Annotated in this window: 18 protein-coding genes; 7 read left to right on the forward strand and 11 right to left on the reverse strand. The window is 63.8% G+C overall.

All coding sequences use genetic code 11. The features are described 5' to 3' along the window. The first annotated feature begins 1 nt into the window (after nucleotide 1). Together chlG and SynPROS71_RS09585 are read left to right on the forward strand one after the other, a co-directional pair. Entirely contained in the window at nucleotides 2–955 is a 954-nt protein-coding gene (chlG, locus tag SynPROS71_RS09580; protein ID WP_186594754.1) for a chlorophyll synthase ChlG, read from the forward strand. Further along, nucleotides 952–2,994, forward strand: a complete 2,043-nt coding sequence (locus SynPROS71_RS09585) for a transglycosylase domain-containing protein (protein ID WP_186594756.1) — start codon at nucleotides 952–954, stop codon at nucleotides 2,992–2,994. Before chlG ends, SynPROS71_RS09585 begins: the two co-directional genes overlap by 4 nt. On the opposite strand, the gene SynPROS71_RS09590 is transcribed toward SynPROS71_RS09585, so the two are convergent. The 3 genes from SynPROS71_RS09590 to SynPROS71_RS09600 are packed head-to-tail and all read right to left on the reverse strand — an operon-like array spanning nucleotide 2,972 to nucleotide 5,029. Then, a complete protein-coding gene (locus SynPROS71_RS09590) occupies nucleotides 2,972–4,336 on the reverse strand; it encodes a 16S rRNA (cytosine(967)-C(5))-methyltransferase (RefSeq protein WP_186594758.1) in 1,365 nt (454 codons plus the stop codon). The genes SynPROS71_RS09585 and SynPROS71_RS09590 overlap by 23 nt on opposite strands. Beyond that, nucleotides 4,308–4,697, reverse strand: a complete 390-nt coding sequence (locus tag SynPROS71_RS09595; protein ID WP_186594760.1) for an MGMT family protein — start codon at nucleotides 4,695–4,697, stop codon at nucleotides 4,308–4,310. The genes SynPROS71_RS09590 and SynPROS71_RS09595 overlap by 29 nt, the downstream gene beginning before the upstream one ends. Continuing rightward, nucleotides 4,697–5,029 (reverse strand): glycine zipper 2TM domain-containing protein, encoded by a 333-nt coding sequence (locus tag SynPROS71_RS09600; RefSeq protein ID WP_186594761.1) that lies wholly within the window; start codon nucleotides 5,027–5,029, stop codon nucleotides 4,697–4,699. Before SynPROS71_RS09600 ends, SynPROS71_RS09595 begins: the two co-directional genes overlap by 1 nt. Nucleotides 5,030–5,171: 142 nt before the next feature. On the opposite strand from SynPROS71_RS09600, the gene trmH reads away from it, so the two are divergent. Both trmH and SynPROS71_RS09610 read left to right on the forward strand, forming a co-directional pair. Next, a complete protein-coding gene (gene trmH, locus SynPROS71_RS09605; protein WP_186594762.1) occupies nucleotides 5,172–5,861 on the forward strand; it encodes a tRNA (guanosine(18)-2'-O)-methyltransferase TrmH in 690 nt (229 codons plus the stop codon). 50 nt (nucleotides 5,862–5,911) lie between these two features. Then, nucleotides 5,912–6,631: a MauE/DoxX family redox-associated membrane protein gene (locus SynPROS71_RS09610; protein WP_186594763.1), complete on the forward strand. Its 720-nt coding sequence runs from the start codon at nucleotides 5,912–5,914 to the stop codon at nucleotides 6,629–6,631. 34 nt (nucleotides 6,632–6,665) lie between these two features. Here the strand turns inward: SynPROS71_RS09610 and SynPROS71_RS09615 are convergent, their stop codons facing one another. Both SynPROS71_RS09615 and SynPROS71_RS09620 read right to left on the reverse strand, forming a co-directional pair. Continuing rightward, nucleotides 6,666–6,926, reverse strand: coding sequence for a hypothetical protein (locus SynPROS71_RS09615; protein WP_186594764.1), 261 nt, complete (start codon nucleotides 6,924–6,926; stop codon nucleotides 6,666–6,668). A 20-nt stretch (nucleotides 6,927–6,946) separates the two neighbouring features. Then, nucleotides 6,947–7,765 carry an ABC transporter permease gene (locus tag SynPROS71_RS09620; protein ID WP_255442509.1) on the reverse strand — a complete coding sequence of 273 codons (819 nt, stop codon included), beginning with the start codon at nucleotides 7,763–7,765 and terminating at the stop codon, nucleotides 6,947–6,949. A 119-nt stretch (nucleotides 7,766–7,884) separates the two neighbouring features. Here SynPROS71_RS09620 and SynPROS71_RS09625 point away from each other — a divergent pair, with 119 nt between their 5' ends. Continuing rightward, entirely contained in the window at nucleotides 7,885–9,294 is a 1,410-nt protein-coding gene (locus SynPROS71_RS09625; RefSeq protein WP_186594766.1) for a HAMP domain-containing sensor histidine kinase, read from the forward strand. Beyond that, nucleotides 9,294–9,665 carry a hypothetical protein gene (locus SynPROS71_RS09630; RefSeq protein ID WP_186594767.1) on the forward strand — a complete coding sequence of 124 codons (372 nt, stop codon included), beginning with the start codon at nucleotides 9,294–9,296 and terminating at the stop codon, nucleotides 9,663–9,665. The genes SynPROS71_RS09625 and SynPROS71_RS09630 overlap by 1 nt, the downstream gene beginning before the upstream one ends. Here the strand turns inward: SynPROS71_RS09630 and SynPROS71_RS09635 are convergent. The 5 genes from SynPROS71_RS09635 to SynPROS71_RS09655 all read right to left on the reverse strand — a co-directional run bounded on the left by SynPROS71_RS09635 (nucleotide 9,613) and on the right by SynPROS71_RS09655 (nucleotide 13,190). Then, nucleotides 9,613–11,103, reverse strand: a complete 1,491-nt coding sequence (locus SynPROS71_RS09635; RefSeq protein ID WP_255442100.1) for a HAMP domain-containing sensor histidine kinase — start codon at nucleotides 11,101–11,103, stop codon at nucleotides 9,613–9,615. The genes SynPROS71_RS09630 and SynPROS71_RS09635 overlap by 53 nt on opposite strands. Before the next feature lie 66 nt (nucleotides 11,104–11,169). Next, entirely contained in the window at nucleotides 11,170–11,757 is a 588-nt protein-coding gene (locus tag SynPROS71_RS09640; RefSeq protein WP_186594770.1) for a prepilin-type N-terminal cleavage/methylation domain-containing protein, read from the reverse strand. A gap of 7 nt (nucleotides 11,758–11,764) precedes the next feature. Further along, complete coding sequence (locus SynPROS71_RS09645; RefSeq protein ID WP_186594771.1) at nucleotides 11,765–12,292, reverse strand: GspH/FimT family protein; 528 nt, start codon at nucleotides 12,290–12,292, stop codon at nucleotides 11,765–11,767. Beyond that, on the reverse strand, nucleotides 12,289–12,693 hold the full coding sequence (locus SynPROS71_RS09650; RefSeq protein ID WP_186594772.1) for a hypothetical protein: 405 nt from the start codon (nucleotides 12,691–12,693) through the stop codon (nucleotides 12,289–12,291). The genes SynPROS71_RS09645 and SynPROS71_RS09650 overlap by 4 nt, the downstream gene beginning before the upstream one ends. Further along, nucleotides 12,693–13,190: a hypothetical protein gene (locus SynPROS71_RS09655; protein WP_186594773.1), complete on the reverse strand. Its 498-nt coding sequence runs from the start codon at nucleotides 13,188–13,190 to the stop codon at nucleotides 12,693–12,695. Before SynPROS71_RS09655 ends, SynPROS71_RS09650 begins: the two co-directional genes overlap by 1 nt. Before the next feature lie 76 nt (nucleotides 13,191–13,266). On the opposite strand from SynPROS71_RS09655, the gene SynPROS71_RS09660 reads away from it, so the two are divergent. After that, nucleotides 13,267–13,974 (forward strand): response regulator transcription factor, encoded by a 708-nt coding sequence (locus SynPROS71_RS09660; protein WP_186594774.1) that lies wholly within the window; start codon nucleotides 13,267–13,269, stop codon nucleotides 13,972–13,974. Here the strand turns inward: SynPROS71_RS09660 and SynPROS71_RS09665 are convergent. Beyond that, nucleotides 13,949–15,235, reverse strand: a complete 1,287-nt coding sequence (locus tag SynPROS71_RS09665; protein WP_186594775.1) for a sensor histidine kinase KdpD — start codon at nucleotides 15,233–15,235, stop codon at nucleotides 13,949–13,951. The genes SynPROS71_RS09660 and SynPROS71_RS09665 overlap by 26 nt on opposite strands. Nucleotides 15,236–15,258: the final 23 nt, after the last annotated feature.

The following is a 15,258-nucleotide window of genomic DNA, read 5'->3' on the forward strand; positions in this document are numbered from 1 at the left end:
CGTGAGTGACGCCCGTCAGCTGCTCGGCATGAAAGGTGCCAGCGGCACCACCAACATCTGGAAGCTGCGCCTGCAGCTGATGAAACCCGTGACCTGGATCCCGCTGATCTGGGGTGTGGTTTGTGGTGCAGCGGCCAGCGGTCATTACGAGTGGCGCCTGGATCATTTCGCAGCAGCCCTTGCCTGCATGGTGATGAGTGGTCCCTTGCTGGCTGGCTACACCCAAACCATCAACGATTACTACGATCGCGAGATCGACGCGATCAATGAGCCTTACAGGCCGATCCCATCAGGGGCCATTCCTCTGGGCCAGGTGAAACTGCAGATCTGGGTGTTGCTGCTGGCGGGACTCGCCGTGGCCTACGCCCTGGATCTCTGGGCCGGGCATTCCACCCCGGTGCTCTTGCTGCTTGCACTGGGTGGATCCTTTGTGAGCTTCATCTATTCCGCTCCCCCCTTAAAGCTCAAGCAAAACGGCTGGCTTGGCAACTACGCCCTTGGAGCGAGCTACATCGCTCTTCCCTGGTGGGCCGGACAAGCGCTGTTCGGTCAGCTGACCTGGGCCACAGCACTGCTCACGCTGGCTTACAGCCTTGCAGGACTCGGCATCGCCGTGGTTAACGATTTCAAGAGCGTGGAAGGTGATCGTGCTCTTGGGCTCCAGTCACTTCCGGTTGCATTCGGCATTCGGCCAGCAAGCTGGATCAGCGCAGGGATGATCGATATCTTCCAGCTGTTGATGGTTGCCGTGCTGATCGCCATCGGGCAGCATTTCGCTGCTGTGCTGCTTGTGCTGCTGATCGTGCCTCAGATCACTTTCCAGGACATTTGGCTGCTACGGGACCCCGTGGCCTACGACGTGAAATATCAAGCCAGCGCCCAGCCATTCCTGGTGCTCGGCATGCTGGTGACGGCCCTGGCGATAGGCCATAGCTCACTGACCCCGGGGATGTGACCCGCACCCGTCGTCACTGGGCTCTGATCGGTGGCTCTGCCGTCGTGGTGGGTGTTGGTGTGGCCCTCGCCCAGGCCGCTGTCACCCGCGCCTTCGACGCCACCCTCCCCGATGCCCGCGGCATCAGTCGCTTCAACCGTCCGGGCACGATCACCCTGCTCTCCAGCAACGGTGGAGTCATCCAGAAGCTCGGACCTGCCACACGGGAAAAAATCGAGCCGGGACAGATGCCCCTGCTGGTGAAGCAGGCCTTCATCGCCGCTGAAGACCGCCGCTTCTATGACCACGACGGTGTGGATCTCTGGGGAATCGGCCGAGCCTTGGTGCGCAACGTCCGCCAGGGAGCTGTGCGCGAAGGAGCCAGCACGATCACCCAGCAGCTGGCCCGCACGGTGTTCCTGAGCCAGGACCGCACGCTCACCCGCAAGCTCAAGGAAGCGGCCCTGGCCTACAAGCTCGAACGCCAACTGAGCAAGGAGCAGATCCTTGAGCAGTACCTCAACTATGTGTATCTCGGCTCCAGCGCCTATGGCCTCGCCGATGCCGCCTGGGTGTACTTCTCCAAAACTCCCGACGAGCTCAACCTTCCAGAGGCCGCCTTGATCGCCGGCCTGCCCCCAGCGCCTTCGGTGTATTCCCCTCTGGTGAATCCGAAACTAGCCCTGGAACGGCGCAGTCTGGTGCTCGACCGCATGCGTCAGGCGGGCTTCATCACCGCAAGCGAAGCCGAGCAGGCCCGCAACAGCCCGTTGGCGCTCAAACCTGCTGTTCCCAAGTATTTCAACAGTGCAGCGCCCTTCTTCACCAGCTGGGTCGCCCAGCAACTGCCCCGCCTGCTGACCCCGGAACAGCTGGAAGTGGGTGGCCTGAAAATCCGGACCAGCCTCAATCTGAAGTGGCAGAAGAAAGCACAAGCCGTGGTGCGTGAATTTGCACCGTTCGACACCGAAGGATCGATTGTCTCGATGGAGCCGGGCACAGGTCTGGTGCGCGTGATGGTGGGAGGCAAAGACTTCAGCAGCAGCCAGTTCAACCGCGCCACCCAGGCCCTGCGCTCGCCTGGTTCCACCTTCAAGCTGTTCCCCTACGCCGCTGCAATCAATGCTGGCGTGAAACCGGAAGACACCTTCGTGGATGCCCCCCGCTGCTGGGCCGGCTACTGCCCCAAGAATTTCGGCAACAAATACTTCGGCACCATTTCCTTGGCTGACGCTCTGCAGAACTCACTGAACACCGTGGCCGTGCAACTGCAGGACAAGGTCGGGTTTGACGCGATCATCAGCACCGCCAACAAGCTGGGCATTGGCAATCAGCGCCCACTGGGCAAGTACTACCCCATGGCCATCGGGGCCTACGAGCAGACCGTTCTTGACATGACGGCCGCCTATGCCGCTGTTGCCAATCGCGGGGTGTACGTCACTCCCTCGGCATTTGAAGAAATCCGAGGCCCCGACGGCAACGTGCTCTGGAGCCGTCGCGTGGATGGCGACAAAGGACGGAGGGCCCTCGACAGCGACGTCGCTGACGCCATGAATTGGATGTTCCAACGGGTGGTGACCGGAGGAACCGGCGCCGCCGCCCGCCTGGATGACCGTCCTGTGGCCGGCAAAACCGGCACCTCGGAGGGGGCGCGGGATCTGTGGTTCATCGGATCGATTCCACAACTCACCACAGCGGTGTGGTTCGGCTACGACAACAACAACGAAACCAACAGCAACAGCGGGGAAGCGGCCTGGGCCTGGAAGCAGTTCATGGAGGAGGTGAAGGGCACTTACCAAGTGCAGAACTTCCCTCCCAAGCCCGTGCTCACACGCACGTTCCAGCCTCCCGGCAAAGCCAAACCCTCCGGGAGACGAGACGAAGCCCCATACCAGGGATACGACTTCACTCCAGGGCCTGATCTCTGGGCGCCCGGTGAAGAGCCCTTCATGGGGGGAACGGAACCGCCGGCTGCACCGGCAGCGCCGCAGCCCCGTTACGTCGCCCCAGCGGGGGGACCTCCGGTGGATGAAAATTTCAGGCCCTTGCCGGTGCAGTGATCACGGCCGCATAAAACCCATCTCCCCCCAGCGGATCAGGCCAGCGCTGCTGCTCAGATGCGAGTACAAGCTGGGGATGGCGCTGCAACCAGCCATGAATCTGATCGGTGTTCTCGGCAGGGTGGACGGTGCAGGTGGCATACACGATGCGTCCGCCAGGCTTGAGTAACGGCAGTAATGCATCGAGAAGGCCGGCCTGAAGCTGCACCAGATCTGCAATCGAAGCTTCGGTGATGCGCCAGCGAGCATCAGGATGACGGGCCAGGGTGCCCAGACCTGAACAGGGGGCATCCAACAGAATGCGATCAAAGGAAGCTCGCCACTGCGGGCGTTCCTCAAGCAACTGCGCTGCATCCGCCGCCAAGGCGTTGATGCAGCCACAGCCAAGTCGAGCAGCGTTGGCGGCCACCCGTTGCAGGCGCCCGGCAGAGCGATCCACGGCCCAAACCTCACCTTGATCACCCATCAATTCCGCCAGATGGGTGGCCTTGCCGCCGGGCGCGGCGCAGGCATCCAGCACCCGCTGCCCTGCCTCTGCGGCCAGCAACGGAGCCACCCACTGGGCCGCACGATCCTGCACGCACCAATGGCCTTCGTCGTACCCCGGCCACTGACGCAGATCCCCTGCCGGTTCCAACACCTGCAAGCCATCCGGACAGCCGGGGATGACGGCCGTGGGCATGCTGCGTTCCGCCAGACGTGCGGCCATCTCTGTTGGCGATGAGCGCAGCCGGTTGATGCGCAGATCCAAAAGCGGCACCTGATTGCAGGCCTGCGCCACTTGAGCGGCCTGAGTCGGGCCGCACCAACGCAACAAATCCCGGGTGAACCAGAGCGGCAGCGACTGGTCTTGAGCCAGCGCCAGCGCAGGATCAGTCGGCTGGACCAAACCGTCGCCCGCCTCACGGGCCCGAAGCGCTGCACGCAGCAGACCATTCACCACAGGCGCCAGGCGCGCCAGCTTGCCGCGTTTGGCCAGTTCCACCGACGTATTCACCGCAGCGGCGGCAGGGATCCGCTCCATGCGCAGCACCTGGTACAACCCGAGATGCAGCAGCCAGCGCAGGCGTGGAGGCTGTTTGCGTGCTGGCACTTTTCCAAGCTTGTCGAGCCAGGCGTCCAGCCACTGACGCCAACGAATCGCGCCATAGGCCAATTCGGTGGCCAGGCCGCGGTCAGCGGCCTGCAAGGGGTGCTGGCGCAGTGCCCGCTCGAGGGCGACATCGGCGTAAGCCCCAGCCGCAACAGCTTCCAGCACCTCCAAGGCGACACGGCGCGACGGCAGCCCGGGCGTTTCGGATCGAGACGGCGACTCACTCACGCATGTCAGGCCACACAGCATCCAGACCTAGCGCCTCGCGCAACGCCAAGGGATCCGGCTCCCAGAGGAAACGGCGCAGCGGCAGCCGCCCCTCGTCATCCACGGGAATGCCTTCGCTGATCAGCAGCTCACGCTGGATCCAATCAGAGCCCTCGCGGCTCAGGCTCATCGAAATCTTTCCTTGGGCATTCACCACCCGCTGCCAAGGGATGGGCGATGGAAGAGAGAGCCTGCGCAGGGCCCAACCCACCTGCCGCGCACAGCCATAGGCGCCGATCCAGTCAGCCACCTGCCCGTAGGTCGCCAGCCGTCCATGGGGAAGGAGGGCGACGACGGCATAAACACGCCCATCAAAGCCAAGGCAGGAGGGCGCCTTTGCCATCAACCACCATCCACCTGACAGCCGATCAGGGCACCGGCAGCGCCTCCCACCGGCACACCGATCCAGCGACCATTGCCTCGAGACAGAGCAGCGCCCAGACCGGCCCCCAGCAATCCGCCAATCACGCTGCCTTCCACGCAGCTATTGGTATCAGTGTCGGCAGCTGCACTGGATCGCACCGGTCGCCCTGCGTGCCCATAGCGGCGATCAACATCATCCCTGTCGTAGTCATACACCGTGAGGGGTGCAGCCGCAGCCGGGGGATGGAACGCAGGTGCCGTGGTCGCCAGGGCGATCACCACAGCAATGCCGGTGCCGAACGAACGCTTCATGCCAGTGCTTGTGAAGTCACCTTGATGCTGAATCGCTTCAACGCCGATTCATGACTGATCGGCCTCAAGGTTGCGTCGGAATTTGACTGGGCAGGGCGTTGCATACCCTCGAAGCAGGCTCCATGCATTCCCCCATCGGCTGATGCCCCTGCTCCCCCGCCGCTTCGAGCGCCTGCGCACCGTGCTCAATCAACGGATGGCCGACCTCACGGTTCTGGTGGAGCATGTTGAGAAACCCCACAACCTCTCGGCCATCCTGCGCAGCTGCGATGCGGTGGGTGTGCTGGAAGCCCATGCGGTGAGCTTCAGAGGCAGACCGAGAACCTTCAACAGCACTGCCCAGGGCAGTCAGCGCTGGGTTCCCCTCCGCGACCACGCCGATATCGGTTCAGCGGTGCGCCATCTCAAGGAGCGGGGTTTCCGCCTCTACGGCACCAACCTGGGCGTGGATGCTCGTGATTACCGCGACTGCGACTTCACCGGGCCCTGCGCCTTCGTGCTCGGCGCTGAGAAGTGGGGTCTAACCGAGGAGGCCACGGGCTTGATGGACCAGGCCGTATTCATCCCCATGCGGGGAATGGTGCAGTCTTTGAATGTGTCGGTGGCCACGGCCACCCTGCTGTTCGAAGCGCTGCGTCAACGGCAGGCAGCGGGCGTGGCACCGCACAACGGTGAAGGCATCCCAGCGGAGCAATACGGCGATCTGCTGTTCGAATGGGCCTATCCCCAGGTGGCCGCCTGGTGCCGAGAGCAGGAACGCAGCTATCCAGCACTGAGCGGGGATGGAGAGATCCTTGAGGATCTTCCGCGCACCGCCAGATTGCGCTGCTGACCTTCGAGCCAGCGGCTACGGTCCGAATCAGTGAATGCGACCGCCCCGCGATGGCCATCGAACTGGGTGATGTGCATCTCTATCGCATGTCGCTGCCGGAGCATGAGTGCCCCTGGGGACTAAAGGCCATCGCGCTGCTGAAGAGCCGGGGCATCGCCTTTCAGGACCACCTGCTCAGCAGCCAAGAGGAGGTGAACGCCTTCAAGCAGCGACACAACGTGCCGACCACGCCGCAGATTTTCTCGGGCGACAAGCGCATCGGGGGCTACAGCGATCTCGCCGCTGCGTTGGGAGAAGAGCCGGAGAGCGCTGACTACTCCTACACACCCGTGGTCGCCGTGTTTGGCACGGCTCTGTTGATGGCCCTGGTGCTAGGCGACAGCATCATCCAGCACTTCATGGGCTTTTCGATCTGCGCGCTGGCGATGCTCAAGCTGATGGATGTGGAGTCGTTCGCGGCCAGCTTCGTGAAATACGACCTCATCACCCAGCGCTGGCGGCCCTGGGGAAAGCTCTATCCCGGCATTGAGCTGCTGATCGGCCTTGGATTTCTGCTCAACTCGCCCTTGCCTCTGGCCGGTTGGGCCGCGCTGGTGGTGGGTCTGCCCGGCATGGCCTCGGTGATCAAGGCGGTGTATGTCGACAAGCTCGCCCTCAACTGCGCCTGCGTGGGAGGCAACACCAAAACGCCTCTAGGGATTATCAGCTTCTCGGAATACGCCATCCTCACTGTGATGGGCTTGCTCGTGGCGTTTCAGCTGGCGTTCTGAGGATCGTCTTTTCGTTGCTTAAGAACGCCAACAATCAGAACGGCATCAACACGTCTTTGCTGCCTTGGGTGCGCTGTTGAACCGGATGGTTGCGACGGGCTGCAGGCAAGCGCAGCGCAAACACCAGCGCCAGCACCTCAAGCAGCAGGCTACGGCCGATGAACAGAACCACCAGCCCCAGGGTGATAGCCAGCATCTGCTCGAGCAGGCCGATCACATCGTCGGGATTGCCGCGGCCCGACACCCAGAGGGTCACCATCAGCGACAGCAAGACGAGCGTGGCCCAGAACGGCATGGATGGTTCAAGCGCTGCTTTCAGTGTGCCGCGTCTCGGCCCGTGCTGCTCACCCAAGCCTCCAACCCTTCACCCAGGAAGGAGAGCCCCAGCACCAGGATGAACATCGCCAGCCCTGGATACAGGGCTGTCCACCAGATGCCCGTGGGGACAGCAGCCAGGGCCAGGTTCAAATCACTGCCCCATTCCGGAACCGTTTCCGGCAAACCAAGGCCAAGAAATCCCAGGCCACCCAGCACCAACACCGCATCAGCCGCATTGAGCGTGAGCAACACCGGAACGGAGGTGATCACGTTGCGCAGCAAATAACGGCGCAGAATCCAGACCGGCCCCGCCCCCAGGGTGCGGGCGGCTTCCACGAACAACTCCGCCTTCACCTGGGCTGTTTGATTGCGCACCACGCGGAAATACTGCGGTACATACACCACGCAGAGGGCTGCCGCGGCGTTGGGGATGCCCCGACCGAGCAGAAAGGCCAGCACCACCGACAGCAGCAGCACCGGCAGTGTGTACAGGGTGTCCATCAGCAACACCAGGATCCGGTCCACAGCGCCGCCGAGATACCCGCTCACCATGCCCAGGGGCACCCCGATCACAAGGGCAAGGGCGACGGCCAGCAGCACCACCTGCAACGCCACCCCACTGCCCTGCAACGTGCGCACACACACGTCCCGCCCCAGCCGGTCCGTGCCGCACCAGTGCTGCAGGGACGGGGGTGCATAGATGGGGTTGTCCAGCCCGGCATTGGGGTCGGGCAACACTCCAGCGGCCAGCAACAGCGGGGTGACCAAGGCCACGAGCACATAAATCGCCACGATCACCAAACCCCAGCGCGCCATGCGGCCCGAGAGGCTCGGCCGGGCGGTGCCCAAGGGAGACGACGCAAAGCTCACGTCAGCGCAAGCGTGTGATGGGGTGCATTCTTGCCTGCCTGGGCGGCAACGAGCAGGATTGACCTATGCAACCGTCGCGCCCCTGGAAGCAACGCCTCACCGGCAGCATGCTGGGGCAGTTGCAGCTGGCCACCTATGCCGCCGTGCTGCTGGGATTCACAGCGGCCACAAGCACAGGGCTCTGGTTGAGCGAGCGCACACGCCTGCAGGTGGGGGAAGCGGAGCTCCGGGCTGGTTCGGAATCGCTGGCGTTCTGCCTGGTGGCCCACGGCGGCGAGGGAGAGGATGTGATCCGCAGAGAACTGCAGGATCACTCCAGCGTGCGCACTCAACTCTGGCTGGAACAGCCAGATGGTTCAGTGCTCAGCCCAGAGCGCTCGCACCTGCCATTACCAGAGGGCCTGCTGCAAACAGCCATGGCCGCCAACAGCACGCGCACGCCAGGACAGGCCCATGTGATCGAGGTGAGTGGGCGCGATTACCTCACCCTGCTCGACCGCAAGTTGAACTCCGGTGCCCTGCTCTGGAGCAGCACGGAAATCACCGGGCTGGGCCGATCACAAACAGAATTCCTGGGCTGGATGATCCTGATCTGGGGAAGCTGCCTCGGGGGCTCCCTGGCGCTGGTCACCCTGCTGGTGCGACGGATCACCAAGCCACTGCAGGATCTGAGCGACCGCAGCGCTGAACTCACCGCCGACGGGCTGAAATCGGCAGCTCTGCCGGTCCCCACGGGGCCTCTGGAGCTCACCCGCCTCACGCGCACCTACAACGCCCTAATCGAGCGGCTGGCGTGGTCGTGGAGTCAGCAGCGCCAATTCGTGAGCGCGGTGAGCCATGAACTGCAAACGCCACTCACCCTCGTGTCTGGTTCGCTGAAACGGGTGATGCGCAAGGCCCCGGATCTGGATCCGGCATTGATGCAACGCCTCCAAGACGCCCAGGACGAAACCACCGACATGCAGCAGCTCCTCAACGACCTGCTGGATCTCTCCCGCAGTGATTCCGGCCGGTTGCAGGTGAAGGAGGAAGCGGTGCCCCTGCAGCCACTCATCGAGACCATCGTGCGCGTGCAGGAGCCTGCCTATGGCCGCACGATTGAAGTCCAAGGGATCAACGATCAGGCATCTCTCGTCGCCCTGGCCGATGCATCCCGGCTGCATCAGGTGCTGGTCAACCTGGTGGAAAACGCTCACAAATACTCACCGCCGGATCAGCCGATCCAGCTCACCCTGGGGCGGGTTGCCGAGGGACTTCAGTTGGAGGTGATCGACCATGGCATCGGCATTCCCAGCACCGACCAACCCCACATCTTTGAACGCTTCCATCGCGGGTCGAACACCGGGGGCTACAGCGGCAGCGGCCTCGGTCTCTCCGTGGTGAAATTACTGGTGGAGGCGATGGGGGGATCCATCACTGTGGCCAGTGAACCCGGGATGGGCAGCCGCTTCCGCATCCTTCTGCAATCGGCTTGATGATCGCTTACCTCATCCTCTGCACATTGCTGGTGCCGGCCAACCTCTGGGCCACGATCACCCCCCACCTGCACAGCGAGGTGAGCATGCGCCTGCTGCATGCGCTCTCAACCGCCGTGCTGATCCCCCCCTTAGTGAGCCTGTGGCGCCAACGCCGCAGCGTCCAGCCGCTGCCCGCGTTGTTGTTCGCTCCCTTCTCCGTTGTGCTGGTGGTGGTGAACACTCACATCGCCCTGATGGGCATGGGCGTGCGCTTTGGCTGGATCGATCATTTGTTTCTCACCATCGCCTGCCTCGCCGTGATCGCCTTTTATCTCCTCACTGGCGATGAGGCTGGAGCCGTGGATCCGAGGAACGAGGGCATCGCCTGAGGCTGATCACGAACACGGCTCCTCCGCCCTCGCCGTCCTCCACGGACACCTCTCCTTCCATCTGTGAGACGAGGGTGGACACCACCGCCAGGCCGATGCCGCTGCCAGGGATGCCGGTGTTGTGTTGCCCACGGCGGAACCGCTCGAACACGAGGCTGCGTTCGTCCAGCGGAATTCCCGGGCCATGGTCGCGAACGCGCAACTCCACCCGCGACGGTGTGCTGGAGCAGCCAATCTCAACCGGTGTGTGAGCGGGGCTGTATTTGCATGCATTCTCGATCAGATTCACGAGGCACTGCACCACCCGGTCGCGATCCGCCCAGGCCTGCAGGCTGTGGGGATCGATGCCGTCAGCAGGGCAGAAAAGAAACTGGCGTTCGCCAGCCCCCTCGGCCAGGGCAATCGCTTGCTGCACCGCCTCGCAAACACTCAAGGGTTGGAGCTCGAGTTGCAGGCTGCCGGTTTCGGCTCGCGTGAGCGCCAGCAAGCCCGTGACCAGCCGCCCCAACCGACGGCTCTCCTCCTCGACGATCGCCAGTTGATGGCGCTGGTCCTCGGAGAGGTTGTCGGAACGACGCAACAGACGGCGGCTGTAGCCGGCGATCAAGGTGATCGGATTGCGCAGTTCGTGGCTCACGGTGCTGGCGAATTGGCGCTGTCGCTCAAAGGACTGGGCCAGGCGATCAAGCAGCTCGTTGAAAGCATGGGCAAGGGGCTGGAGCTCGTCTGGTTCCTGGCCCGGCGTGAAGCGTTGCTGTTGCAGCGAACTGGAGCGCACAGCGCTGAGGGTGTCACCAAAACGGCGCAAGGGGCGAAGGCTGCGCTGAATTCCGCGGCGATTGATCATCAGCGTCAGCAACGACGCCAACAGGGCCGCCACGGTGAGGATCCCATTGAGCTGGCGCTGCAGGGCCACGTCCTCGCTCACGTCCTTCAGGAGATAGAGGCTCCAGGGGGTTTTGCCCAGGGTGAGGGTCGTGCCACTCACCATGTAGGTGCGGCCTTCGGCCTCAAAGGTCTGCGGACGGGACATGCGGCGCACCTGTTCTTCGGCCTGAAAACGCAGCGCCGGCGTGGAGACGATCAGATCGTTGCTGCTGAGCTGGGGCATCACCATGCCGGCTGGAAAGCCCGTGGGATGCCCCCAGAGGGCCAGATCAAAGGTGGAGAAGTGGCTCAAGGTGCGCTGCAGCGTTTGCGCATCCACCTGCTCGGCACTGCTGCGCAGGACGACACGCTCGGCCCTGCGCATGATGTCCAGCTGGCGTTGATAACGCTGCTGGGCGAACACCTGCAGGTTCACCACCAGCAGCAATCCGTAGCCCAACAACACGGCCACCAGGCTTGTGCGTTCCAAACGCCGCTGAATCGCTGTGGATGGTGCTGTGAACAGGCGTGGCCGCCAGGGCATCAGCCAACCTGGGAACAACACAGTCATTTCAAGGCAGAGCCAAGACCTTGTCGTCCCCCAACTAGGGGATCACCGAGCAAGACCCGTCGTGGCTCAGGCATCCAGACGGCTCTGAAATCGCCGGTGTTGGCCAGACCCATCACGAAGCTCCTGCTCCAGTTGCAGTTGGAGCAGCGGAAGCGTGGGATGGTTCTGGGCGCTGAATCCAGGAACGGAACGATCGGGCAATGCATCCAGCAACACCCGATTTTGATAGGCCCCTTCAAGATTAATCACGCCATCGAGCCCGTAAGACGGACCGCAGCGCATCAGCACCTGTCCCCGCCAGATCGCAGAAGGTGCCTGGCCAACGGAGTAAACGATCACAGCGCTGCCCCGGGCATCTGGATCGCCGGCCGCCATGGCGATGGCGAGCACGGGTCGCCGTCCGCTGAGACGACAGGGCCAGGAGGATGAAGGAGGTGGATCGACCATCCAGCCCTGAGCGGTCGCGATCTCGGCTTTGATCAGCGCCAACGTGCGGCGCTGCAGCCCTGTGGTCTGCAGGCGCTCGGCCATGGCCGAACCCAGCCTCAGATCGGCTCCGATCAAGCGCAGTAACACTGCAAATAACGCAGTGCCCAAACTCAAAGCCAGCAACAGCTCCAACAGGGTGAAGCCCCTGGCGCATTGGCGATCCATCACCGGTTCAGCCCTCCTGAGGCAACGGCAAACACTGGCTGCTGCGCAACGCCTCTCCCTCCACTGGGGGAGAGGCCGCATAGCGGCCGATTCGGCTGATCCCCAAGGGCAGGCTCACCACCAGACAGGGGCTGGCGGACACCCGGGGATGGCGCAGCACCGTGGTGCCGCCATCGAGCAGCAACCCGTTCGCCGACACACGCACCACAGAGGGCAAATTGGTGTGCACCTTGATTCCGGTCTGGGCTGCGCCCTCCTGGAGCGAAAGCGCTGCACCACTGCACGGAGGCAAGGCGTCGCTTTCGGCCGCCAGCCAGGCCTCGGGACCAAGGGCCACAGCACAGGCCTGCTGATGCCGGCGGGCAGAGAGCCGGGCGCGTTCAAGTCCCAGGCGCAGGCGACGGGCTGCCGCATCGAGCTGCAACCGATCCCGGTCGGCACCGGCATGCACCAGGCCAATGCTGCAGGTGATGCCCACGATGGCGACCACCACCATCACCTCCACCAGGGTGAATCCATTGCGAACGCGTTTCATGGCTGGCACAGGCCGTAGGCCGCGGGGGTGATCAGTTGGCGCCGCTGCGGACCAGCAGGGCCTTGGGGTGGGTGCGCCTCGAGCTCCTGCCAAAGACCAATGCCATCGGGATCGGCACTCAGGTGCCGGCGTATCCCTTCTGGCAGCGGCAACGCTTCATCCATGGCTGCGCTCAGGCTGCTCACAGCAAAGCGGCAGGAGCCATTGGTGAGGGTGTGGGCCCCGGCTTCGGCGATCAGCCAGCGATGGCTCGCCAGGCGGAGCTGTTCCAACTGATCACCCTGCTGTTCCAGCCGAGTGGACGCCGCCACTTCGCTTGCTGCCTGACTCCACACCCCCAAAGCCGCGGCACTGCTTCCAGCCAGCAGCAGGCTGGAGATCAACACTTCAACCAGGTTCATCAGGCCTCCTCCTGAGCGGGACGGCCCAGCAGCTGGGGCTCCCCGAGCGCTGTGATGCCTACGCCATCCAGCAGATGCACGAGCACCTGCGCCTGGCGGCCATTCGCGGTGGCCAGCAGCAGGGTTCCGCGGCTGGCAGCGGGCTGCCAGTTGATCAGCCGCCAGGGCTCCCCAGCCACAACGCCGTTCGTTAAGTGCTGGGGGTTCGCCTCTGGGCAGGCGGAGGGCCTTGCCTCCCAGGCCGCAGACGGCAAGAGCAGCAGGCAGGCCTGGGGGCCCTGGGCCGCCGCCGCAAACGCCTGCGCCGCCGAGCGCAACTGATCCGCGCCGGCGGCGCGCTGCTGATGGGCCGCCGCCCGCAAGCGCCCCTGAAGGCTGAGGGTGTGAATGGAGGCACTGCCCAGGAGAAGCAGGGATGACACACCCAGGGCTAGGGGCATCACAAAGCCTTGGACCTGCGGCCTGAACGGATGCCGTAGCGGTTCGCAACAGAGCATGGGAACGGGAGCAGTACAACTGGCTGAAGCATTCCCCGCCCGCCAGCCATAAGGTGACGGCAACGACTTGTTCGCGATGGCCGAGGAGCCCAGCGACCAACTGCTGATCGTCGACGACGACCCGAAGCTGTTGCAGTTTCTGCTCGAAGAACTCAGCCAAGACGGCCTCGTCTGCCAAGGGGCCAACTGCGGAGCCGAGGCTTTGCTGCTGCTGCGCCAACAGCGTTTTGAACTGGTGGTGCTCGATTGGAACCTGCCTGATTTCAACGGCATCGAAATCTGCAGGCGCCTACGCAGCAGCGGCGACACCACACCGGTGCTGATGCTCACGGCCCACCACGATCTGGATGATCGGGTCCAAGCCCTGGATCTGGGAGCCGATGACTACATCACCAAACCGTTCGAGCTGCCGGAACTGCACGCCAGGGTGCGCGCCCAGCTGCGGCGCAACCGCTACGCCAACCCAGATGCTTCCGCCGAAACGTTGACCCTCGGCGATCTGCAGCTGGACCTGATGAGCCGCAAAGTGCAGCAGGGCGAACGGGAGTTGGCCCTCTCCCAGCGGGAATTTGATCTGCTCGCCTTTCTGGTGAAGCACCACGGCGAAGTGCAGGCCCGCCAACACATCCTCGACAGCGTGTGGGGGGCGCCGTTTGTGGGTGACCCCAACACTCTGGATGTGTACATGGGCTATCTGCGCCGCAAGTTGGAAGGCCCCGATCGTCCCCGGCTGCTGCACACCGTGCGCGGGGTTGGCTTCATGGCGCGGCTGGCGCAACCTTGAAGCGCAGCTGCAGATCGGCCCCACCGCCGGGTGCCTCAGCAATTACCACCTCGCCGTTCATCGCCCGCGTGAGTTCATCCACCAGCGCCAGGCCGATGCCGGGCCCCCGTTGCCCGGCGGCTGTGGATCCGCGCTGAAAGCGCTGCAACACCAGCGCCCGCTCGGCTTCGGCAATACCCGGGCCGGAATCCTGCACATGCAACACCAGCTGATCAGCCACCACCTCAGCCAGCAAACGCACAGAACCGGTGCTGAAGCTGAGCGCATTGCTGATCAACAACTGCAGGCTCTGCTGCAGACGGGTGGCATCAGCAGAAAACTGGGGCAGCCGTTGCGCGGAGGGAAGCGGCAACAGCAGGCGCTCCCCCGCATGGGCACAGGCCTGCTCAAAGGCCAGAAGCAGCTGTTCATCAGCATCAAGAAGGTCCGGCTGCAGTTGCAGCCGGCCGCCGTCGCAGCGGGCCAGTTCACGCAGGGAGGTGAGCAAGTGGCCCATCCGCCTAGCTTCCGCGGAGATGGAATTCACCGAGTCCTGGGCCGGATCGGAGAGCAGCTGGCGCTGCAACCGTTGGCTGTGGCCGGAGATCACCGTGATCGGCGTGCGCAGCTCATGGGCCACGCCATCCACAAACGAGCGCTCCCGTTGCCAGGCCGCAGCTAGGCGTTGCTGGAGATTGTTGAAGGCCTCAGCGATCGCACGCAGTTCCTGGGGCTGACGGCTGGGATCGAGCAGGTGCTCACCGAGGGTGTCGGCCTCGAGAGCCTGGAGCTCCTGATCGAGATCATTGAGGGGAAGTACCAGCCCGCGCTTCAACACGGGCCGCAGGAGCAGGGAGGTGAACAGGATGGAGGCACCAGCGGCGGCCACCAACAGCATTTGTGAGAACTGCTGCTGCTGCAGGGAGGCCGTCACGTCTTGGCGCAGCTCAAGAAGACGGCGCTCGCTATTGGGTAGCTGAAAGCTGGAGCGGCTCAGCAACCACTGCTGACCGGATGGCCCTGATTGGAGCGTGGGCACCAGCAAGTCACCATCATCAACAACACGCGCCTCCAGACCCAGGGAGAGGAGTGGGCCAGCATCCAAGGAACCGGAGGAAGCCTCCTGCAGCAGGGATGCCGCCAGCTTCAGGTGCTGCTGTTTGCGCTGCAGGTCCCCCAAAGCCGCATTCACCACCAGCAGCAGCAAATAGCCGGCGATCACCGAGAGCAGAGCGGTGGACTGAAGCCAACCGCGCAGTGATGGCAGAACGGTGCGCCGCAAAAGCTGAGAGCAACCCTAAGAAC

Origin of the sequence: Synechococcus sp. PROS-7-1, from assembly GCF_014279795.1 — a bacterium.
In the GTDB taxonomy this organism is placed as follows: domain Bacteria; phylum Cyanobacteriota; class Cyanobacteriia; order PCC-6307; family Cyanobiaceae; genus Synechococcus_C.